The organism is Mycobacteriales bacterium (assembly GCA_036497565.1).
GTDB lineage: Bacteria > Actinomycetota > Actinomycetes > Mycobacteriales > QHCD01 > DASXJE01.
This window is the reverse complement of record DASXJE010000188.1, coordinates 35907-56767: the sequence shown is the minus strand read 5'-3', so window position 1 is coordinate 56767 and position 20861 is coordinate 35907. Positions and strand designations below refer to the sequence as shown.

Below are 20861 nucleotides of genomic sequence, written 5' to 3'. Positions count from 1 at the left end.
CCAGCCGACCCGCTCGGGGCCGGCTGGCGAGATATCGCAGCGGTCAGAAACCGGGGCCGTGGCTGTGCCCGTGGCCATGGCCGCCGGGCGCCTCGTCCGGCTTATCCTCGGGAGCCTCGACCACCGCACTCGCCGTGGTGAGCACCATGCTGGCGATCGACACGGCGTTGACGAGAGCGGCCCGGGTGACCTTCACCGGGTCGACGATCCCGCGCGCGGCCAGGTCGACGTACTCGCCCGTGGTGGCGTCCAGACCGATTTCCGGGCCGCCTTCGCGCACCTTGGCCACCACCACGCCGCCTTCCAGGCCGGCGTTGCTGGCGATCTGACGCAACGGCGCGTCCAATGCCCGGCGGACCAGGGCGACCCCGACGGCTTCGTCGCCGGAGAGACCCAAAGAACCGTCCAGCACCGCGGCGGCGTGCACGAGAGCCGCGCCACCGCCGGGGATGATGCCCTCTTCCACCGCGGCCCGGGTGGCCGAGATGGCGTCCTCGATGCGGTGCTTCTTCTCTTTCAGCTCCACCTCGGTGGCGGCGCCGACCCGGATCACACCCACGCCACCGGCGAGCTTGGCGAGCCGCTCCTGCAGCTTCTCGCGGTCCCAGTCGGAGTCGGTGGCGTCGATCTCGGCGCGCAGCTGCGCGACGCGGGCCGCGATGGCCTCGGCCGAACCGCCGCCGTCGACGAGGATCGTGTCGTCCTTCGTGACCGTGACCCGCCGGATCGAGCCGAGCACGTCGACCCCGACCTGGTCGAGCTTGAGGCCGACCTCGGGGGACACGACCTGCGCACCGGTGACCGTGGCGAGGTCCTCCAGGAACGCCGTACGGCGGTCACCGAAGAACGGCGCCTTCACGGCGACCACCGGGAGGGTCTTGCGGACCGAGTTGACGACCAGCGTGGACAGGGCCTCGCCTTCGACGTCCTCGGCGATGATCAGCAGCGGCTTGCCGCCCTCGATGACCTTCTCCAGCAGCGGAAGCAGGTCGGAGATCGCGCTGATCTTCTGGCTCGTGATGAGCACCTGCGCGTCGTTGTAGACCGCCTCCATCGCCTCGGAGTCGGTCACGAAGTACGGCGAGATGTAGCCCTTGTCGAAGTCCAGCCCCTCGGTGAACTCCAGCTCGGTCGAGAGGGTGTTGGACTCCTCGACGGTGATCACGCCGTCCTTGCCGACGGTGTCCATCGCCTCGCCGATCAGCTCACCGATCGTCGGGTCCTGGGCCGAGATCGTCGCGACGTGCGCGATGTCGTCCTTGGAGGAGATGTCGGTGGCCGAGGTGCCGAGCTGCTCGCCGACCGCGGCAACCGCGGCGTTCATGCCCCGGCCGAGCGCGGTCGGGTTGGCACCGGCGACGATGTTGCGCAGGCCGCCGTGCACCAGCGCCTGGGCCAGCACCGTGGCGGTCGTCGTGCCGTCACCGGCCACGTCGTTGGTCTTGGTGGCGACGTCCTTGGCCAGCTGCGCGCCGAGGTTCTCGTAGGGGTCGTCGAGCTCGACCTCGCGGGCGATCGTCACTCCGTCGTTGGTGATCGTGGGCGCGCCGAAGCTCTTGTCGAGCACCACGTTGCGGCCGATGGGGCCGAGGGTCACCTTCACCACGTCGGCGAGGTGGTTGACGCCGCGCTCGAGCGCGCGCCGGGCCTCCTCGTCGAAACTGATCATCTTGGCCATGGGGGTCCTTTCATGCCTCCGCCCCGGCACACCCGGTCGCGGATTCGCTGAGTCGCGGATCGCTCACGGGGCGCCGGGGCGGCGGCGGACGGGTCGGTGTGTCTACTTCTCGATGACGGCGAGGACGTCGCGCGCGGAGAGGACGAGGTACTCGTCCTGGCCGTACTTGACCTCGGTGCCGCCGTACTTGGAGTACAGGACGACGTCACCGACCTTGACGTCGATGGGGACGCGCTTGCCGTTGTCGTCGACCCGGCCCGGGCCTACGGCGACGACGGTGCCCTCCTGGGGCTTCTCCTTCGCCGTGTCCGGGATGACGATGCCCGAGGCGGTGGTCGTCTCGGCCTCGTTGGCCTGGACGACGATGCGGTCCTCGAGCGGCTTGATGGTGACCTTGGTAGCGGTCGTCACGGTATGACCTCCCCCTCCTAGCGGGGTCGAATGTTGTCAGTTCAGGCGAGGCGACTGTCCTGTCGTCGCGGGTGCCAGGCCATCGACTCGCTGCCACCTGGCACTCTAGCCCCGAGAGTGCCAAGGGTTCAACACCGGGGCACTGATCGTGGGTTCTGCCCACCGTAGGGCACGCTGGGTCGGTGGATGCGGGCACCGTGCGGGGGCTGCAGACGCCCGAGGGCATCGGGCTGCTCGCCGAGGTGACCGCGCGCGGGGTCGACGACGACACCCTGCTCGGCACGCTCGCCACATTGCGGGCCCGCTTTCCCGAGCCTCTCGTCGCCGCGGCGGTCACCCAGGTGCGACTGCGGCACCGGGCCGAAGCGAAGTTCGGCGCCGACGCCGCGGCGATGTTCTTCACCGCCGACGGCATGGAGCAGGCGACCCGGCAGTCCGTCGCGGCCCACCGGGCCCGTCGGTACGCCGACGCCGGCGTCGACCGGGTCCTCGACCTGTGCTGCGGGGTCGGCGGCGACCTGATCGCGCTCGGGCGGGCCGGCCTGAGCGTGCACGGCGTGGACCGCGACGAGCTCACCGTCGAGGTCGCCCGGGCCAACGTCGCCGCGCTCGGGCTGGGCGAACGGGCCGGCGTCGAGCAGGCCGACGTGACCGACGTCGACCTGGCCGGCTGGCCGGCGGCGTTCTGCGACCCGGCCCGCCGGGCCGGCGGCCGGCGGGTCTTCGACCCCCGCAGCTACTCGCCGCCGTTCCGGTTCCTCGAGCAGGTCGCCGCGGCGATCCCCTTCTCCGGCGCCAAGGTCGCGCCGGGAATCCCGCACGACCAGGTGCCGCCCGGTGCCGAGGCGGAGTGGGTGTCCGACGGCGGCGAGGTCAAGGAGGCGGCGCTGTGGTTCGGCCCGTTCGCGACGACCACCCGTCGCGCGACCCTGCTGCCGGCCGGCGAGACCCTGGTCGACCAGGGCCTCGGTCGGCCGCCGACCGGCGCGCCCGGGCAGTTCCTCTACGAGCCGGACGGTGCGGTCGTGCGGGCGCACCTCGTCGCCGAGGTCGCGGCCATCGTCGGCGGCCGGCTGGTCGATCCGACCATCGCCTATGTCACCGCGGACCGCTACGTCGACACCGCGTTCGCCCGCGCCTACGAGATCGCCGAGGTGCTGCCCTTCTCCCGCAAGCGGCTGCAGCAGGTGCTGCGGGCCCGCGGGGTGGGCCGCGTCACGGTCAAGAAGCGCGGCTCTGCCGTCGACACCGAGGCGCTGCGGCGTGCGCTGCGGCTCGACGGGGCGGCCGAGGCGACCGTCATCCTCACCCGGGTCGCGGGGGCTCCGACGGCTCTGGTGGGCACCCCGGTGCCCCGCGGTCAGCAGTAGTGACGGGCCGCGCAGAGCTCGTCTGCGTACGGCGACGTGTCCAGTTCGATGATCTCCACCGTGCGGCCGGTCCGCGGGGCGTGCAGCATCCGTCCGTCGCCGAGCGCCATGCCTACGTGGTGGATCGCCTCGGTCCGGCGGTCGTCGCCGAAGAAGAGCAGGTCGCCTTCCCGGGCCGCGTCGACCGGCACCGCGACGCCGGCCGCGGCCTGGTCGTGCGCGTCGCGCGGGATGACGATGCCGTGCCGGTAGTGCGCGAGCGACATCAGTCCGGAGCAGTCGACACCGAAGCGGCAGCGCCCTCCCCACAGGTATCCGACCCCGAGCGACTTCCGGGCGGTGGCGAGGATCGCCGGCCCGTCCGGCGCAGGCCGGGGCGGCAGGTCGGCGGCCGGTGGCGGGTCGGCGGTGAGCTGGCAGGCGGGGAGCCAGCCGGGGTATCCGCGCGGGTCGAGCGACGACGGCTGGTGCGGCAGGACGACCCGGGCCCAACCGCTGTCGGTCTCGTCGACCGTGACGGGTTCGCCGCGCAGCGCCTGGGTGTCGACCCGGCCCTGCAGAGCGAGCCGGGCGGGCGTGTCGAGGGCGTCCGCCCAGGCCCGGCCGTCGGCGGCGGCCGCCAGCGCCGGCGCATCGACCGGCCGCGGCGCGTCCGGCGCGGTCCACAGGGTGGCCACCGGCGCGGCGATCCACATCGGGCGACCGCTCACGGAGCGCCGGCCGGCGGCGGACCCAGTCCCGGGCCGTCGGCGAGCAGCAGCCGGCCGCCGTCGTAGCTCACCACCTTCTCGCTCGCCGCCGGGTCGAGCCACCAGGCGGCGTCGAGGTCGTGCACGACCTCGGCCGGGCAGGTGGCGGCGAGGGCGGCCGCGGCGGCGACCGCGAGCTCGCCCTCCATCATTCCGCCGACCATGACACCGATCCCGGCCGCGGCGGCGATGTCGAGGATCTGCCGGGCCGGGCGCAGGCCGCCGCACTTCATCAGCTTCACGTTGATCAGGTCGGCAGCCTGCAACTCGGCCAGCCGCAGCGCGTCCCGCGGGCCGGCGACACTCTCGTCGGCCATCACCGCGGTGAGCACGTGCCCGGTCACGAAGGCGAGACCGGCCAGATCGGCGGCCGCCACCGGCTGCTCGACCAGCTCGATCCGCGCGTCGGCGCGCTCGCACGCGGTGATGACCGACACCGCCTGTTTGGGCAACCAGCCCTGGTTGGCGTCGATCCGCAGCGCGACGTCGGGACCGGCCGCCGCCCGCACCCGCAGCACCCGCTCGGTGTCGTCGTACCGGCCGTCGGCGACCTTCAGCTTCAGCGTCGCGAACCCTTCGGCCACCCGCAGCGCGGCCTGTTCGGCCATCTCCTGCGGCGATCCGGCGCTCACCGTCACATCGGTGGCGACGTCCCCGGCGCCGGCACCGAGCAGGCGGTACAGCGGTAGTCCAAGGTCGCGGGCGCGCGCATCGTGCAGCGCGATGTCGAGGGCCGCCTTGGCGCTGGTGTTGGCGACCACCGCTCTTGCGACCGATCGGAGGAGGTGCTCGATGTCGTCGAGGTCGCGGCCGACCACCGCGTCGCGCAGCGGGCCGAGCAGCGCGGCCTCGATCCCGTCGGCGAGGTCGCCGGTGATCACCGGGGTCGGCGCGGCCTCACCCCAGCCGCGGGTGTCGCCGGCGATCACCTCGACGCGGACGACCGGCACGCTGGTGACGGTGCGCAGCGCGGTGACGAACGGCTGGCGCAGCGGGTGGGTGTGCCGGCTGGTCCGGACGTCGGTGATGGTCGTCGTCACGCGCGGCTCACGGCGAGCACCTCGGTGACCGGCATGCCGGAGTCGGCCGGGATGTCCAGCGGCGAGGGCGTGGCGCCGGACGCGACCAGGTGAGCGCCGAGTGCGGCGACCATCGCGCCGTTGTCGGTGCACAGCCCGGGACGCGGGACGCGCAGCCGGATCCCGGCGTCGGCGCAGCGCGTCTCGGCCATCGCCCGCAGCCGGGAGTTGGCCGCGACCCCGCCGCCGATGAGCAGGTGGTCGACCCCCTCCTCGCGGCAGGCCCGCACCGCCTTCGCGGTGAGTACGTCGACCACCGCCTCCTGGAACGATGCGGCGACGTCGGCGACCGGCACCGGCTCACCGGCCCGCTCCCGCGCCTCCACCCACCGGGCGACCGCGGTCTTCAGACCCGAGAACGAGAAGTCGTACGCCGCGTCCCTCGGCCCGGTCAGTCCGCGCGGGAACGAAATGGCTGCGCCGTCGCCGTCGCGGGCGGCGCGGTCGACATAGGGGCCGCCGGGAAATCCGAGTCCCAGCAGGCGGGCGACCTTGTCGAACGCCTCACCGGCGGCGTCGTCGACGGTCGCACCGAGCGGGCGGACGTCGGTGGCCACGTCGGGTACCAGCAGCAGCGACGAGTGGCCGCCGGATACGAGCAAAGCCAGGCAGGGCTGCGGAATCGGGCCGTGCTCGAGCGCGTCGACGGCGACGTGGGCGGCGAGGTGGTTGACGCCGTACAGCGGCTTGCCGGCGGCCAACGCGTAGGTTTTGGCGGCGGCGACGCCGACCAGCAGCGCGCCGGAGAGCCCGGGCCCGGCCGTCACCGCGATCGCGTCCACATCGGACAGTGCGACCCCGGCGTCGGCGAGTGCCCGGTGCATCGTGGGCACCATCGCCTCGAGGTGCGCACGGGACGCGACCTCGGGCACCACCCCGCCGAACCGCGCGTGACTGTCGACACTGGACGCCACCGCGTCGGCGAGCAACGTCGTACCCCGCACGATGCCGACGCCGGTCTCGTCGCACGAGGTCTCGATCCCGAGGATCAGTGGTTCGTCAGCCACGTCGCATCACCACCGCGTCCGTGCGACTCGGCTGGTAATACCCCCGCCGGAGCCCGATCGCGCGGAAGCCGTGGCGCTCGTAGAGGCGCTGCGCGTCGAGGTTGTCGGCCCGCACCTCCAGCAGCACGGCGGGGGTGTCGCGCCGTTCGGCCTCGTCGAGCAGTGCCCGCAGCAGTGCGGTGCCGATGCCGCGACCCTGACGGTCGGGGCGCACCCCGATCGTCTGCACGCAGGACTCGTCGTCGTAGCTCGCCAGGCCGGCGTAGCCGATCGGCTCGTCCCCCTCCATCGCCACCAGGTAGTGACGGCTCTCGTGCTGGGCCAGTTCGTTCCACAGCATGCGGTCCGACCACATCTCCGCGCCGAACAGCGCACGGTCGATCGCGAGCAGTGCCTCGATGTGCCACCAGCGCATCGGGGCGAGTACGACGTCCGCAGCGAGGTCGGTCATGCCGGCGTCACGGACTTGCGCGCCGCCGGCGGTACTGCGTCCGGCCGGCGCAGGTAGAGCGGGGTGAGCGGCTCGGCCGGGCCGCGCTCGAGCACCCGGGACGCCGCGAGGTGGGTGAGGCCCGCGACGGTCGGATAGGGCGGCTCGACGAGCGGGAGGCCGAGTACGTCGGCGTAGGTCGCGGCGCCGGCGCCGGCCATCGCGGTGACGCCGAGGGCGGCCAGCCGCCCGGCGAGCTCGGCGGGCCGGGTCACAGCCGGCCCGGCGGTCCGCCCGCCGTCGGCGTAGACGGCCCAGTAGACCTCGCGCCGCCGCGCATCCGTCGCGACCAGCAGCCGTCCGCCGGTGACCGGGTCGGCCGCCGTCGCGACGGCGTCGAGGGAGCAGACGCCGTAGGTCGGGATGCCGACGGCGTCGGCGAAACTGACCGCCGTCACCAGCCCGACCCGCAGACCCGTGAACGGGCCCGGGCCGACCCCGGCGACGACCGCGTCGATCTCGCCGGGCACGGTGCCGGCGTCGCGGATCACGTCGCGGACGGCCGGAGCGAGCAGCTCGCCATGGCGGCGCGGATCGACCACCACCTGCTCGGCGCAGACCTGGACCCCGTCGGCGTCGACCCGCACGACACCCGCGGTGACGGCCGGGGTGGCGGTGTCGAGGGTCAGGACGAGCACCCGCCGAGGGTAGTTGAGTCGCTGACATCTCCCGACCACGCCGCGGGCGTTCGGCCGGACGACGCCGTGGAAACGGTTACCGTGCAAGGCGTGCGCGCCCGGGTGAGCCACGTGGTCGTGGCTGTCGTCTGCATCGCCGCGGTCGCGGCGGGGTGCACCCAGCACTCCGCGGGCGGCCAGGGCGTCGCCGCGGCGACCGGCGGCTCGGCGTCACCGGGGTCGACCGGCTCGCCGTCGCCGGGCCGGTCGCGCTCCCCCGGCCCGACCAGAAGCCACTCCCCTCATCCGACCGGTACGGCGACCGGGCGCCGGTCGGCGCATCCGACCGGCACGGCCCACCCGACCGGCACGGCCCACCCGACCGGCACCGCCGACCCGACCCCGCCGAGCGGCCGGGCCCGGCTTTCCTGCGGCGGTACGACGGTGCAACGGCCCGGCGGGGCGCCGTACTGCTTCGACCGGCCGTTCGGCTTCCGGAAGGCGACCCGGGCCCGGCTCGGGTCGGCGCGGTGGGTCACCGCGGTCGGGCTCGACACGCACGACGCCATCGCCACCGGCGTGTTCCGCGCGTCGACCAACACCGACACCCTGTCCGACCGGGACCTGCGGGCCGCCAACGACCTCGTCGTACGCCGTGAGCTGGCGCCGTCGATCCGCCTGCGGTCGACGACCGGACGGGCGCTGCGGGTGGACGGTGCGCGGACGCTGGAGTATCACGGCGTACCCAAGTCGGCCCCGACGACGCAGATCGACTACTTCTTCGTGTTCCGCGGCCACACCAAGCTGCAGGTCAACTGCGAGTGGTCGGCCCGGGGCCCGGCGGTCCGGAAGGGCTGCAGCAGCCTGCTCAACAGCCTGCAGCTGATTTCCCTGGGCTGATCGACCTGAGGCGGATGCGCTCAGTCGATGCGGGTGGCGAGCTCGGCCAGCCGATTCGGCCACGATCCGCCGGCGCCGGTCAGCTCGGCGACGCGGGCCTCGTCGTCCACCGCCCGGGTCAACCGCACCGTGAGATGGGCGTCCTCGAGCTGCTCGACCAGGCCGTCGCCCCACTCGACGGCGGTGACCGACTCCTCGACCGCGGCATCGAGATCGAGGTCGTCGACCTCCGCGACCGAACCGAGCCGGTAGGCGTCGACGTGCACCAGCGGTATCCGGCCGCCGCGGTGGACCCGCGCGATCACGAACGTCGGAGAGAGCACCGGTCCGGCGACGCGCAGACCGGCGCCGATCCCCTGCACCACGACGGTCTTGCCGGCGCCGAGCGGACCGGAGAGGACGACGAGGTCGCCGGGGGCGAGCAGGTCGGCCAGCGCCCGGCCGAGGGCCCGGGTGTCCTCCGCCGTGGGCAGGTCGACCCGGAGCACGTCGCGGCCGGTCACCCGTGGTCCAGCAGGGACGCGACCCAGGCCAGGTCGCTACGCAGCGCGGCGATCGGCATGCCGGCCGGACCGAACCGGATGGCCGCGGACGGGTGGTAGCTCACCACCACCCGGCGGTCGTCGACCTCATGGACGACGCCGCGCGCGGCCCCCAGCCGGACTCCGCGGCCCAGGAACCACGATGCCGCCGTGAGCCCGAGCGCACACACCACCTGCGGGCGGACCAGATCGAGCTTGCGGGTGAGCCAGCCGCGGCAGTTGGCCACCTCGGCGGCCCGGGGCGCCCGGTTGCCGGGCGGGCGGCACTGCAGCACGTTGACCACGGCGACCTCGTCGCGGCGCAGCCCCGCTTCGGCGAGGAGCTCGTCGAGCAGCCGGCCGGCCTTGCCGACGAACGGCCGGCCGGCGCGGTCCTCCTCCGCCCCGGGCGCCTCACCGACCAGCGCGAGCCGGGCTCGGGGCGGGGCGTCTCCGACCACGACGGTGGTCCGCTCGGCGGCGAGTTCGGGGCAGGCGGTGCAGGCCGCCGACCGCGCGGCCAGCTCGGCCCAGCTCGGCGACCCGTTCGCCGCCGCGAGCACCTCGGCCGCGGCGGCCGACGTCCTCACGCCTCCCGCCGTCGCCGCTCGGTCCGGCGGCGCCGCGGCCGCCCGGCCGCGTCCGCCGACCGGCGGATCAGGTCGCGCAGCGCGTCGTTGACGACCTCGGGCCGCTCCAGCGGGGCCAGGTGGCCCGCGCCGGTGACGACCAGCAGCTCCGCGCGCGGCACCGCCTCGGCGATCGCCCGGCTGTGCTCGGCCGGGGTGAGCATGTCCTTCTCCCCGACCACCACGAGGGTCTCCACCTCGGCCAGCTGCGACACCGCGGACAGCTTGTCGTGGGACATGAACTCGACCAGGAACTCGCCGATCACGTCGACGGGCGTGGCCGAGATCATCTGCTCGACGTAACTGACCAGAGCCGGGCTCACGTCCGCCGTACCGAAGCTGTAGTGCCGCGTGAGCAGCCAGGCGAGGTCGCGGGCGGCCCGTCGGCCGCGCTCGACCATCGACGGCCGTGCGCGCATTCCCAGGGCCAGCACGGGCACGATGGGGCCCTGCAGCGAGGCCAGCGCGGCCGGGAGACCGAGCCGGAGCTCACGCAGCCCGCCGGAGGAGGTGGACAGCAGCGCGACGCCGGCGACGCTCGTCCCGAACCGGTCCGGCTTCTGGTCGGCCAGCGCCATGATCGCCATGCCGCCCATGGAGTGCCCGACCAGGACGATCGGGCTGCCGTCGTCGACCGCGTCGAGGATGCGGGCGAGGTCGCGGCCGAGTTGATCGATCGTCGACGCCGCCGCCGGTCCCCGACCGGACCGGCCGTGGCTGCGCTGGTCGTAGAACACCATCCGCACCGGGGGATCGGTCAGGTCGGCGAGGTCGCGGCGCTGGTAGTGCCAGGCGCCCATCTCCAGCGTGTAGCCGTGCACGAAGACCACGGTCAACGGCGCGTCGAGGGGCCCGACCTCCTCGACGTAGAGGGGTACGCCGTCGCCGGCCACCACGACGCGGGTCCGGTCGGCCGGCAGCCGCCCGTAGGGCTCGTCGGCGGCCGGGTCGTCGCCGGAGCGGAGCCGGCCGATGGCGTAGCGCTGCGCGGCCAGGCCGACCGCAGCGCCGGCAGCCAGCAGACCCACCGCGCCGCCGACCCAGCCCGCCTTCTGTGGCTTCATGGCGTCCCACCGACGTAGCGACGCGGCACCCGGGCGCCGACGCGGGTGACGATCTCGTAGCCGATGGTGCCGATCGCGGCCGCCCAGTCCGCGGCGGTCGGCTCGCCGGCATCGCCCGGCCCGAAGAGCAGCACCGGATCGCCGGGCCGCACCGGATCGTCGCCGACGTCGAGGACGAACTGATCCATGCACACCCGCCCGGCGATCCGCCGCCGGCGGCCGGCCAGCCAGGCCTCGGCGACGCCCGACGCATGCCGCGGCACCCCGTCGCCGTACCCGAGCGGCACCAGAGCCAGCAGGGTGTCGCGCGGCGTGGTGTAGGTCAGCCCGTAGGACACGCCGGAGCCGGCCGGCACCCGCTTGGTCAGGGCGACCTGGGCGGTCAGCGTCATCGCCGGCACCAGTCCCCGCATGTCGACGTCCGGGCCCGGTGGGACGCCGTAGACGGCGATGCCGGGGCGGACGAGGTCGAAGTGGGCCGCGGGGTTGGTCAGGGTCGCGGCGGAGTTGGCCATGTGCCGGACCTGCGGCGTGATGCCGTGCCGGTCGGCCACGGCCAGCGCCTCGTGGAACGCCGCGAGCTGGGTGGAGTTGGCGGGGTGCTGCGGCTCGTCGGAGCAGGCGAAGTGACTCCACAGGCCGATGACCTCGACCGTTCCGTCGGCCGCGGCGCGGGCGGCGGCGGCGAGCAGGTCCGACCACGACTCGGCGGTGGCGCCGCCCCGGGAGAGCCCGGTGTCCGCCTCGAGGTGCACCCGGGCAGCCCGTCCGGCGGTGCGGGCCGCGGCGACCACCTCGTCCAACAGCCACACCGCACCGACCGACAGGTCGATCCCGTGGGCGATCGGGGCGGCGAGGTCCTCGCCGGGGGCGACCACCATCGCGAGCACCGGTGCCTCGACGCCACCGGCCCGCAGCGCCAGCGCCTCGGCGACGTAGGCCACGGCCAGCCAGCTCGCGCCGCCGGCGACCGCCGCCCGGGCGGACGGCAGCAGGCCGTGTCCGTATCCGTCGGCCTTCACGACCGCCATCACCCCGGCGGGGGTCGCGGCCAGCAGCCCGGCGACGTTGGCGCGGATCACCGCCAGGTCGACAACGGCGGCGCTGCGCGCGGCACCGAAGCCGACCGGTGGTGACGCCTCGGCGTCGGTGGACAGGCTCACGGTCGCAGTGTGTCAGCTTCGACCGGGCAGCCGCCGCCTGGCGGCCGGCAGTGCGGTGAGGACGCCGACGGCCGTAGTGGGCGCGCCGTCGGCGGCGAGTGCACCGGCCAGGCCGTGCAGGTAGGCCCCGGAGGCGGCCGCCTCGGGGGCGGGGAGCCCGGCGGCGAGCAGCGCTCCGATGCAGCCGGAGAGCACGTCACCGGTGCCGGCGCTGGCCAGCCACGGCGTCCCGGTCGGGTTGACGTAGGCGTGGCCGTCCGGCGCGGCGACCACCGTCGCGTTGCCCTTGAGCAGCATGGTCACGCCCAGGTCCGCGGCCGCCCGCTTCGCCGCGCCGATCCGGTCGGTGCCGACGTCGCCGGCCACCCGGGCGAACTCCCGGTCGTGCGGGGTCAGCACGGTGGGCGCTGTGCGACGGCGTACGAGGTCCGGCTCGGCGGCGAGCAGGGTGATGCCATCGGCGTCGACCAGGACCGGCACGTCGGAGTGCAGCACCTCCCGCAGGAGCGCGCGGGCATCGTCGTCGACCCCGAGTCCAGGCCCGACCACCCAGGCCTGCACCCGGCCGGCCTGGGTGGGCCGGCCGTCGGTGACCACGGCCTCGGGCCACCGGGCGCGGACGGCGTCGGCGGCGTGGCCGGCGTAACGGACCATCCCCGCCCCGGTGTGCAACGCAGCGCCGACGCACATCACGGCGGCTCCGCCGTAGGTCGGTGAGCCGGCGACGATCCCGGCGACACCGCGGGTGTACTTGTCGTCGCCCGGCCCCGGCACCGGCAGCAGCTGGCGTACGTCGGCGTCCTCGAGGACCCGGGTGTCCGGGGCCGGCAGGTACGGCAGGAGGCCGATGTCGACCAGGGCCACCTCACCTGCGTGGCGGGCCCCCTCGCCCACGATCAGGCCGGGCTTGCGCACCCCGAAGGTCACGGTGAGGTCGGCGTCGAAGGCGGCGCCCGCGACGGCGCCGGTGTCGGCGTCCACCCCGCTCGGCAGGTCGACCGCGACGAGCGTCGCCCCGCTGTCGGCGCCGGCCTGGGCGAGCGCCGCGGCGTCCGGGCGCAGCCCGCCCTTGCCGCCGATGCCGAGGATGCCGTCGACGACGAGGTCGGCCCCGGCGACCGCCTCCGGTCGGGCGGGGACGGCCCGACCGCCGGCCGCCCGCAGCGCTGCGAGCCCGCCGGCGTGGGCCCGGTCGGGAGCGAGCAGCAGGGCGTCGACCCGGGCGCCGCGCGCCGCCAGCCGGGCACCGGCGTAGAGCGCGTCGCCGCCGTTGTTGCCGGCGCCGACCAGCAGCACCACGCGGGCGCCGTAGACGCGGTCGAGGGCGGCCGCGCAGTGCGTCGCCAGTCCGGCCGCCGCGCGCTGCATCAGAACACCGTCGGGCAGCTGTGCCATCAGGGCCTCTTCGGCGGCCCGCACCGCCGCGACCGGCCATACACCGCGCATCGACGTACCTCCCGCTAACGTCCCGAGGACTCCGCGATCACCACGGCGCTGGCGATGCCGCCGTCGTGCGAGAGCGACACGTGCCAGGCGTCGACGCCGAGCGCGTCCGCCCGGGCCGCGACGGTACCGGTGACCTCGATCCGCGGTTGACCGGCGTCGGTCACGGTGACCTCGGCGTCGGCCCAGTGCAGGTCGGCCGGGGCGCCGAGCGCCTTGGCCAGCGCCTCCTTCGCCGCGAACCGCGCGGCCAGCGACTCCGGCGTACGCGGCTCGCCGGAGCCGGTGATCTGTTCGGCGGCGGTGAACAGCCGGTCGACGAGGCCGGGCGTGCGGGACAGCGACTCCGCGAAGCGCTGGACCGGGACGACGTCGATCCCGACACCGACGATCATCGCGCCCACCCCCCAAAACGCACTCGCAGCTCCCCAAAACGCACTCCTAGTGCGTTTTGGTCTGCGACACGCCGTGCGCGACCCCCAAAACGCACTCCGAGTGCGTTTTGGTCAAGGCGACCGGGCTGACCGGGGCGACCGGGCTGACGGGGGCGACCAAGCTGACCGGGCTGGACAAAACCCACTACTAGTGGGTTTTGGTCCACGACACGCCGTGCGGGGCGTACACAACCCACTAGTAGTGGGTTTTGTCCACGGCTATGTCCACGGGATCGGCCACCAGCGATCACTCGACGGTGACCGACTTCGCCAGGTTACGGGGCTTGTCGACGTCGAACCCGCGGGCCTGCGCCAGCTCGGCCGCGAAGACCTGCAGCGGCACCGTCGTCACCAACGGGGCGAAGAGCGTCGGCGCGGTCGGCACCTCGATCAGATGGTGCGCGTATGGCCGGACCGACTCGTCGCCCTCCTCGGCGATCACGATGGTGCGGGCACCGCGGGCCCGGATCTCCTGGATGTTCGACAGCAGTTTGTCGTGCAGTACGGCGCGCCCGCGCGGCGACGGGACGACGACCACCACCGGCAGCCCGGGCTCGATCAACGCGATCGGACCGTGCTTGAGCTCACCGGCCGGGAATCCCTCGGCATGCATGTAGGCCAGTTCCTTGAGCTTGAGCGCGCCCTCCATCGCCACGGGGTAGCCGACGTGTCGGCCGAGGAAGAGCACCGCCTGGGAGTCGGCGAGTTCACGCGCCAGCCGGCGTACCGGCTCGACCGTCGCCAGCGACCGCGCCACCTGCTCGGACATCGCGACCAGAGCCTCGTACTCGCGGGCGACCTCGTCGCCGTACTTCTTGCCCTGCACCTGCGCGAGGGCCAGCCCGACGAGGCAGGAGGCGGCCACCTGGGTGAGGAAGGTCTTGGTCGCGGCGACGCCGACCTCCGGGCCGGCCCGGGTGTAGAGCACCGCGTCGGACTCCCGCGGGATCTGCGAGCCGTTGGTGTTGCAGATCGAGAGCACGCGCGCCTTTTGTGCGCGCGCATGCCGCACCGCCTCCAGGGTGTCGGCGGTCTCGCCGCTCTGGGAGATCGCGAGCACCAGCGTGTCCCGATCGAGCACCGGGTCGCGGTAGCGGAACTCCGAGGCGATCTCGACCTCGACCGGCAGCCGGGTCCAGTGCTCGATCGCATACTTCGCCAGCAGCCCGGAGTGGTACGCCGACCCGCAGGCGACCACGAACACCTTGTCGACGTCACGCAGATCCTGGTCGTCGAGGCGTTCCTCGTCGAGGACGATGCGCCCGTCGAGCAACCGGCCGCGCAGGGTGTCGGCGATGGCCGCCGGCTGCTCCTGGATCTCCTTGAGCATGAAGTAGTCGTGGCCGCCCTTCTCCGCGGCCGCGATGTCCCAGTCGACGTGGAAGTGCCGGCCCTCGGCCGGCTCGCCGTCGAAGTCGGTGACGACGCAGCCGTCGGCGTGCAGCTCGACCACCTGGTCCTGGCCGAGCTCCACGGCCTCGCGGGTGTGGGCGATGAACGCCGCCACGTCGCTGGCGAGGAACATCTCGCCGTCGCCGACGCCGACCACGAGCGGGGAGTTGCGGCGCGCCCCGATGACCTGGCCGGGGAAGTCGCGGTGGACCACGACCAGGGTGAAGGCGCCGTTCAACCGGCGGATGACCGTGCGTACGGCGTCGGCCAGCGACTCGGCGTCGGGCAGCACCTCTTCGAGCAGGTGCGCGACGACCTCGGTGTCGGTGTCGCTGCGCAACTCGTGCCCGCGGTCCTCGAGTTCGGTACGCAGCGGCGCGAAGTTCTCGATGATGCCGTTGTGCACGACCGCGACCGCACCGGTGCAGTCGAGGTGCGGGTGGGCATTGGCGTCGGTCGGCGCGCCGTGCGTGGCCCAGCGGGTGTGGCCCATGCCGGTGTGCGCCGTGATCTCGGAGTCGACCAGGTGCTTCTCGAGGTTGCGCAGCGGTCCGGCCCGGCGCTCGGTGCAGAGCACCCCGGTGGGCTCGACCATCGCAATACCGGCCGAGTCGTAGCCGCGGTACTCCAGGCGCCGCAGCCCGTCCATCACGGCTGCGAGAGCCGGCCCGTCGCCGACGTACCCCACGATTCCGCACACGAGATGAGCGTAACGGCCGCCGGCCGCTCCTCCGGACAAACGCACTAGTCGTGCGTTTTGGTCGACCCCCGGGCGGTCAGCAGGTGGCGACGACGGCGGCGAGGCTCTCAGCGACCACCTGCGCCTCTTCGTGCGTCGGTGCCTCGACCATCACTCGGACCAGCTGTTCGGTGCCTGACGGCCGGATCAGGACCCGGCCGTCGTCACCGAGCCGGAGCTCGGCGTCGGCCAGGGCGGCCCCGACCTCCGGGGCACCGGCCACCCTCGTCCGGTCGGTGACCTTGACGTTGATCAACACCTGCGGCAACCGGGTCAGCATGCTGGCGAGGTCGGCCAGCGAGCGGCCGGTATCGGCCATCCGGGCGAGCAGCTGCAGCGCGGTGAGGATCCCGTCGCCGGTGCTCGCCAGGTCGGGAAAGACCAGGTGCCCGCTCTGCTCGCCACCGAGCGACAGACCCCGCTCGACGAGGGCCTCGAGCACGTAACGGTCGCCGACCGGCGTGGTGATCACCGAGATCCCGGCGTCGCGCATCGCGTGATGGAAACCCAGGTTGCTCATGACGGTGGCGACCACGGTGTCCTCGCGCAGACCGCCCTTCTCGTGCAGCGCCGAGGCACAGATCGCCAGCATCGCGTCGCCGTCTACCAACTCGCCGTCGGCCGTCACCGCGAGGCAGCGGTCGGCGTCACCGTCGTGGGCGACGCCGATGTCGGCGCCGGAGCTGCGCACCGTGTCGATGACCGGCTCGAGGTGGGTCGAGCCGCAGCCGTCGTTGATGTTGAGCCCGTCCGGCTCGGCATGGATCGTGGTGACCCGCGCGCCGGCCCGCCGGTAGACCTCGGGCGCGGCGGTCGAGGCCGCGCCGTTCGCGCAGTCCACGACGACGTGGAGCCCGGCGAGGTCCTTGGTCACGGTGGTGAGCAGGTGCTCGACGTAGCGCGGGGTGGCATCGGGCAGATCGCGGACCCGCCCGATCGCGGCGCCGACCGGGCGCTCCTCGAGGTGTGCCGCGCGCGCCTCGACGGCGTCCTCGACCTGGTCGGGCAGCTTGCGGCCGCCCCGGCCGAAGAGCTTGATGCCGTTGTCAGGCATCGGATTGTGGCTGGCGGAGAGGACGACGCCGAAGTCGGCGTCGAGCTCCGCGGTCAGGAAGGCGATCGCCGGGGTCGGGATCACCCCGGCCCGCAACACCTGCACGCCGGCGCTGGCGAGCCCGGCCACGACCGCGGCCTCGAGCATCTCCCCGCTCGCCCTCGGGTCCCGGCCCACCACCGCGAGCGGCGGGCCGTCGATCCCCGGCTCCGGCAGAACCTGCGCGGCCGCCGCGGCGACCGCGAGGGTCAGTTCTGGGGTGAGGTCCCGGCCGGCGAGGCCACGGACGCCGTCGGTGCCGAAGAGCCGACCCATCGGCTGAGCCCTCCCATGCCACGTGTGGAGAAGCCCGGGTGACCCCGGCGGCATCCCCGTCATCGTCAGACCGCGGCGCGCACCGCAGGCACCGCCTACCGCTTGGAGTACTGCGGGGCCTTGCGGGCCTTCTTCAGGCCGTACTTCTTGCGCTCCTTCACCCGCGGGTCGCGGGTGAGGAACCCGGCGGCCTTCAGGGCGGGACGGTCGTCAGGGTCGACGTCGATGAGGGCCCGCGCAACGGCGAGGCGCAACGCACCGGCCTGACCGGTGACACCGCCGCCGTGCAGCGTGGCGATCACGTCGTAGAGCTCGGTCTTCTCCAGGGTGACCAGCGGCTCGCGGACGATCTGCTGGTGAACCTTGTTCGGGAAGTAACCCTCGAGGCTCTTGCCGTTGAGCGTGAACTTGCCGCTGCCCGGAAGCAGCCGCACCCGGACGATGGCCTGCTTACGCCGGCCGACCGTCTGCGGGATGGTGCCGTCGGCGCGGCCCACCGGGCGCTCCCGGACGGCGGTCGCCGTGGCGGGCGCCTCGCTCTCCGGAGCGGCCACCGCGGCGCCCAGTGTCTGGGTCGTCTCGGCGGGTGCGGCGTCCGGGGTCGGCGCGCTGTCGGGGCTCACTGTCTCTTCCGTCACTGGCTCTCCGGTCACTGGGCAACCCTCACTGGGCAACCTGATGGATCTCGTAGGGCACCGGCTGCTGGGCCTGATGCGGATGGTCCGGGCCGGCGTAGACCTTGAGCTTGCCGCCCATCTTCCGGCCGAGCGAGTTGTGCGGCAGCATGCCCTTCACTGCCCGCTCGACGACCCGCTCCGGCCGGCGGTCGAGCTCGTCGCCGATGGTGCGGGAGGTCAGGCCACCAGGGTAGCCGGAGTGCCGGTGGACCAGCTTGGTGTCGCGCTTGGTCCCGGTGAGGGCGACCTTGCCGGCGTTGATGACCACCACGAAGTCGCCGGTGTCCACGTGCGGGGCGAACTGGGGCTTGTGCTTGCCGCGGAGCAGGATCGCCGCCTGGCTCGCGAGCCGGCCGAGAACGACGTCCGTCGCATCGATCACGTGCCACTGGCGGGTAACCTCGCCGGGCTTGGGGCTGTACGTGCGCACGCCGTGTCGCCTTCTCATCGTCGGGTGGAATGTGGTGCCTATCGCATGTGCCTATCGAATGTGTGCCGGTCGACGCCCGAGCGTCGCGCACACCGACCGTTGACGATACCGGCTGGGCGCAGGCGGGGTCAAAGCGGGCAGCCCGGCCATGGCTGCGCCGGCTACCGCGACCCGACTGCCGGGAGATCGCCCGGCTCCCAGACCGGCCGGTCGGACTCGACCACGGAGCCGTCGTCGGCGAACGCGACGTACCGGTCGAAACCGCGCGCGAACCACCGGTCGTGGGTGACCGCCAGCACCGTGCCGTCGTAGGACGCCAGCCCGTCTTCGAGGGCGTCGGCGCTCGCGACGTCGAGGTTGTCGGTGGGCTCGTCGAGCAGCAACATGGTCGCTCCGGACAGCTCCAGCAACAGGATCTGGAACCTCGCCTGCTGGCCTCCGGACAGCGTGTCGAACGGCTGGTCGGCCTGACCGTGCAGTTCGTAGCGGCGCAGCGCGGCGATCGCCCGGCCGCGGTCCAGCCCGGTCCGGTCGCCCTCGCCGCGCCACAGGATGTCGACCAGCGCCCGCCCGCTCAGCTCGGGGTGCTCGTGGGTCTGCGAGAACAGCCCCGGGACGACCCGGGCGCCGAGCTTGCAGCCTCCGGCGTGCCCGACCGCGCCGCCGGCGAGCAGGCGCAGGAAATGCGACTTGCCGGAGCCGTTGGGGCCGACGACGGCGACCCGCTCGCCGTAAAACACCTCGAGGTCGAAGGGGTCGGTCAGGCCGTCGAGTTCGAGCCCTGTGCAGGTGAGCGCCCGCATACCGGTCCGGCCGCCGCGCAGCCGCACCCGCACATGTTGCTCGCGGGGCCGTTCGGGCGGCGGGCCGACTTCTTCGAACTTCGCCAGCCGAGTCTGCATGGCTTTGTACCGCGCCGCCATGGCGTCGCTGTTCTTCGCCTGCTGCTGCAGGGTTCGGACGAGGTCCTTGAGCCGTTGGTGCTCCTCGTTCCAGCGGCGGTGCAGCTCGTCGAGGCGGGCCACCCGGTCGGCGCGGGCGTCGTGGTAGGAGGCGAAACCGCCGCCGTGCACCCAGGTCGTGTGGGCCTCGACCGTCACGATCCGTTGCGCGGTGCGGTCGAGCAGAGCCCGGTCGTGGCTGACGAACAGGACGGTCTTGAGGGTGGCGCGCAGCTCGTCCTCGAGCCACCGCTTGCCCGCGACGTCGAGGTAGTTGTCCGGCTCGTCGAGCAGCAGCACCTCGTCCGTGCCCCGCAGCAGCGCCTCGAGTGCGAGTCGCTTCTGCTCGCCGCCGGAGAGTTGGCGCACCGGCCGGGCGGCGGCGACGTCCCAGGGCTGGCCCAGTGCGGCGACGGTCGCGGTATCCCACAGCACCTCGGCGTCGTACCCGCCGGCGTCGCCCCAGGCCACCAGGGCGTCGGCGTAGCGCAGCTGCGCGGTCTCGTCACCGCCGGCCAGCCGGCGCTCCGCCCGGGCCAGCCGCTCGCCGGCCGCCCGCACGGCCGGTGCCGCGAGGGAGCTCAGCAGGTCGCGCACCGTGCTGTCGTCCGCGACGCTGCCGATGAACTGCCGCATGACGCCGAGCCCGCCGGCCCGCGCGACCGTCCCCGAACTCGGCGTGACATCCCCGGCGATGACCCGGAGCAGCGTGGTCTTTCCCGCGCCGTTGGCCCCCACCAGCGCGACCTTCCGCCCGTCGCCCACCCGGAACGACGCGTCGTCGAGCAGGACCCGTCCGTCCGGCAGGACGAACGAGACGTGCGCGACGTCGACGTAACCCATACCTGCAGTCTCGCGACCGTTGCTCCCCGCCCGCATCCGATTAAGCGGGTTAGGGTCGCTCACGGTCGGAAGGGCGGTGGCGTGAGCGCGACGCAGGCGTGGGCCGACAGCCTCGCGGCATGGACGATCCCGCAGGCGATCCTCGACGGGGCCGAGGACTCGCCCTGGGTGCTGCCCGGCGAGGTGTTCGCGCGGCGGGCCGACCGCACGATCGCCGCGCCGTCGGGGGCGACGTACGACGAGGCGGCCGCCGCGCTGACGACGCCGGGAACCGTCCTCGACGTGGGCGCCGGCGCCGGGGCGGCGAGCCTGCCCCTGGTGGGGCGGGTCGCGGTCGACGCGGTCACCGCGGTGGATCCCGACCCGGACCTCCTGGCCCGCTTCGGCGAACGGGCGTCCCGACTGGGCGTGGCGGCACGGCTGCTGCCCGGGCAGTGGCCGGAGTCGGCGGGCGCGGCAGGTACGGCCGATGTGGTGGTGTGCGCGAATGTGCTCTACAACGTGCCGGACCTCGCCCCCTTCGTCGGCGCGCTGACCGACCGTGCCCGGCGACGGGTGGTCGTCGAGATTGCCGCGCGCCATCCGCTGACCTCGCTCAATCCGCTCTGGCAGCACTTCCATGGCATCGCCCGGCCGGAAGGCCCGACCGCGCAGGACTGCCTGGCCGCGCTCACCGAGCTGGGGATCCGGCCGGCGACCACCCGGTGGCGGCGCCCGGCCGAACGCGAGTACGCGACCTTCGCCGGCATGGTCGAGGTGACCAGGCGCCGGCTGTGCCTGCCCCGCAGCGCGCAGGGCGACCTGGCGGATGTGCTCCGCGCGGGCGGCGTCGACCCGGCGAGTCCGCCGGACCTCGGCTCGTCCGGGCGCGAGGTGGTGACGATGCGCTGGGACGGGACCGGGTCCTGACCGCCG

General features: G+C 73.7%; 21 protein-coding genes. 3 read left to right on the top strand and 18 right to left on the bottom strand.

All coding sequences use genetic code 11. The features are described 5' to 3' along the window. Positions 1-43: 43 nt before the first annotated feature. On the bottom strand, positions 44-1678 hold the full coding sequence (gene groL, locus VGH85_15860) for a chaperonin GroEL (GenBank protein ID HEY2175283.1): 1635 nt from the start codon (positions 1676-1678) through the stop codon (positions 44-46). A gap of 102 nt (positions 1679-1780) precedes the next feature. Beyond that, positions 1781-2089 (bottom strand): co-chaperone GroES, encoded by a 309-nt coding sequence (gene groES, locus VGH85_15855; protein HEY2175282.1) that lies wholly within the window; start codon positions 2087-2089, stop codon positions 1781-1783. A 182-nt stretch (positions 2090-2271) separates the two neighbouring features. Here groES and VGH85_15850 point away from each other — a divergent pair, with 182 nt between their 5' ends. After that, positions 2272-3459 (top strand): class I SAM-dependent methyltransferase, encoded by a 1188-nt coding sequence (locus tag VGH85_15850; protein ID HEY2175281.1) that lies wholly within the window; start codon positions 2272-2274, stop codon positions 3457-3459. On the opposite strand, the gene VGH85_15845 is transcribed toward VGH85_15850, so the two are convergent. Genes VGH85_15845 through tsaB form a run of 5 tightly spaced genes read right to left on the bottom strand, consistent with a single transcriptional unit; the run spans position 3450 to position 7422 of the window. Next, positions 3450-4154: a C40 family peptidase gene (locus tag VGH85_15845; GenBank protein HEY2175280.1), complete on the bottom strand. Its 705-nt coding sequence runs from the start codon at positions 4152-4154 to the stop codon at positions 3450-3452. The two genes, VGH85_15850 and VGH85_15845, sit on opposite strands and share 10 nt — an antisense overlap. Positions 4155-4165: 11 nt before the next feature. Further along, positions 4166-5248, bottom strand: a complete 1083-nt coding sequence (locus VGH85_15840) for a dipeptide epimerase (protein ID HEY2175279.1) — start codon at positions 5246-5248, stop codon at positions 4166-4168. Continuing rightward, positions 5245-6294, bottom strand: a complete 1050-nt coding sequence (gene tsaD, locus VGH85_15835) for a tRNA (adenosine(37)-N6)-threonylcarbamoyltransferase complex transferase subunit TsaD (protein HEY2175278.1) — start codon at positions 6292-6294, stop codon at positions 5245-5247. Before tsaD ends, VGH85_15840 begins: the two co-directional genes overlap by 4 nt. After that, the gene (gene rimI / locus VGH85_15830; GenBank protein ID HEY2175277.1) at positions 6287-6745 is read right to left on the bottom strand and encodes a ribosomal protein S18-alanine N-acetyltransferase; all 459 of its coding nucleotides are present in this window, start codon (positions 6743-6745) and stop codon (positions 6287-6289) included. The genes tsaD and rimI overlap by 8 nt, the downstream gene beginning before the upstream one ends. Next, positions 6742-7422, bottom strand: a complete 681-nt coding sequence (tsaB, locus tag VGH85_15825) for a tRNA (adenosine(37)-N6)-threonylcarbamoyltransferase complex dimerization subunit type 1 TsaB (GenBank protein HEY2175276.1) — start codon at positions 7420-7422, stop codon at positions 6742-6744. Before tsaB ends, rimI begins: the two co-directional genes overlap by 4 nt. Before the next feature lie 90 nt (positions 7423-7512). On the opposite strand from tsaB, the gene VGH85_15820 reads away from it, so the two are divergent. Next, on the top strand, positions 7513-8301 hold the full coding sequence (locus VGH85_15820) for a hypothetical protein (GenBank protein ID HEY2175275.1): 789 nt from the start codon (positions 7513-7515) through the stop codon (positions 8299-8301). A gap of 20 nt (positions 8302-8321) precedes the next feature. On the opposite strand, the gene tsaE is transcribed toward VGH85_15820, so the two are convergent. The 11 genes from tsaE to VGH85_15765 all read right to left on the bottom strand — a co-directional run bounded on the left by tsaE (position 8322) and on the right by VGH85_15765 (position 19946). Further along, positions 8322-8804, bottom strand: a complete 483-nt coding sequence (gene tsaE, locus VGH85_15815) for a tRNA (adenosine(37)-N6)-threonylcarbamoyltransferase complex ATPase subunit type 1 TsaE (GenBank protein HEY2175274.1) — start codon at positions 8802-8804, stop codon at positions 8322-8324. Then, on the bottom strand, positions 8801-9412 hold the full coding sequence (locus VGH85_15810; protein HEY2175273.1) for a uracil-DNA glycosylase: 612 nt from the start codon (positions 9410-9412) through the stop codon (positions 8801-8803). Before VGH85_15810 ends, tsaE begins: the two co-directional genes overlap by 4 nt. Then, positions 9409-10515 (bottom strand): alpha/beta hydrolase, encoded by a 1107-nt coding sequence (locus VGH85_15805; protein HEY2175272.1) that lies wholly within the window; start codon positions 10513-10515, stop codon positions 9409-9411. The genes VGH85_15810 and VGH85_15805 overlap by 4 nt, the downstream gene beginning before the upstream one ends. After that, positions 10512-11678, bottom strand: a complete 1167-nt coding sequence (gene alr, locus VGH85_15800; GenBank protein HEY2175271.1) for an alanine racemase — start codon at positions 11676-11678, stop codon at positions 10512-10514. The genes VGH85_15805 and alr overlap by 4 nt, the downstream gene beginning before the upstream one ends. Positions 11679-11690: 12 nt before the next feature. Continuing rightward, complete coding sequence (locus VGH85_15795) at positions 11691-13124, bottom strand: NAD(P)H-hydrate dehydratase (protein HEY2175270.1); 1434 nt, start codon at positions 13122-13124, stop codon at positions 11691-11693. Positions 13125-13138: 14 nt separating this feature from the next. Then, positions 13139-13516: a holo-ACP synthase gene (locus VGH85_15790; protein ID HEY2175269.1), complete on the bottom strand. Its 378-nt coding sequence runs from the start codon at positions 13514-13516 to the stop codon at positions 13139-13141. A gap of 286 nt (positions 13517-13802) precedes the next feature. Next, positions 13803-15647, bottom strand: a complete 1845-nt coding sequence (gene glmS / locus VGH85_15785) for a glutamine--fructose-6-phosphate transaminase (isomerizing) (protein ID HEY2175268.1) — start codon at positions 15645-15647, stop codon at positions 13803-13805. 76 nt (positions 15648-15723) lie between these two features. Then, on the bottom strand, positions 15724-17055 hold the full coding sequence (gene glmM, locus VGH85_15780; protein ID HEY2175267.1) for a phosphoglucosamine mutase: 1332 nt from the start codon (positions 17053-17055) through the stop codon (positions 15724-15726). Between the two features lie 95 nt (positions 17056-17150). Further along, positions 17151-17693: a 30S ribosomal protein S9 gene (rpsI, locus tag VGH85_15775; protein ID HEY2175266.1), complete on the bottom strand. Its 543-nt coding sequence runs from the start codon at positions 17691-17693 to the stop codon at positions 17151-17153. A 25-nt stretch (positions 17694-17718) separates the two neighbouring features. After that, positions 17719-18162 carry a 50S ribosomal protein L13 gene (gene rplM, locus VGH85_15770; GenBank protein HEY2175265.1) on the bottom strand — a complete coding sequence of 148 codons (444 nt, stop codon included), beginning with the start codon at positions 18160-18162 and terminating at the stop codon, positions 17719-17721. Positions 18163-18323: 161 nt separating this feature from the next. Continuing rightward, a complete protein-coding gene (locus VGH85_15765) occupies positions 18324-19946 on the bottom strand; it encodes an ATP-binding cassette domain-containing protein (protein ID HEY2175264.1) in 1623 nt (540 codons plus the stop codon). Positions 19947-20027: 81 nt separating this feature from the next. Here VGH85_15765 and VGH85_15760 point away from each other — a divergent pair, with 81 nt between their 5' ends. Next, positions 20028-20855, top strand: coding sequence for a class I SAM-dependent methyltransferase (locus VGH85_15760; protein ID HEY2175263.1), 828 nt, complete (start codon positions 20028-20030; stop codon positions 20853-20855). The last annotated feature ends 6 nt before the right edge of the window (positions 20856-20861 follow it).

Coding starts and splice junctions, on each gene's coding strand:
- groL (HEY2175283.1), bottom strand. CDS start 1,678: ATGGCCAAGATGATCAGTTTCGACGAGGAGGCCCGGCGCGCGCTCGAG.
- VGH85_15845 (HEY2175280.1), bottom strand. CDS start 4,154: ATGTGGATCGCCGCGCCGGTGGCCACCCTGTGGACCGCGCCGGACGCG.
- rimI (HEY2175277.1), bottom strand. CDS start 6,745: ATGACCGACCTCGCTGCGGACGTCGTACTCGCCCCGATGCGCTGGTGG.
- VGH85_15805 (HEY2175272.1), bottom strand. CDS start 10,515: ATGAAGCCACAGAAGGCGGGCTGGGTCGGCGGCGCGGTGGGTCTGCTG.
- VGH85_15795 (HEY2175270.1), bottom strand. CDS start 13,124: ATGCGCGGTGTATGGCCGGTCGCGGCGGTGCGGGCCGCCGAAGAGGCC.
- VGH85_15790 (HEY2175269.1), bottom strand. CDS start 13,516: ATGATCGTCGGTGTCGGGATCGACGTCGTCCCGGTCCAGCGCTTCGCG.
- glmM (HEY2175267.1), bottom strand. CDS start 17,055: ATGGGTCGGCTCTTCGGCACCGACGGCGTCCGTGGCCTCGCCGGCCGG.
- VGH85_15765 (HEY2175264.1), bottom strand. CDS start 19,946: ATGGGTTACGTCGACGTCGCGCACGTCTCGTTCGTCCTGCCGGACGGA.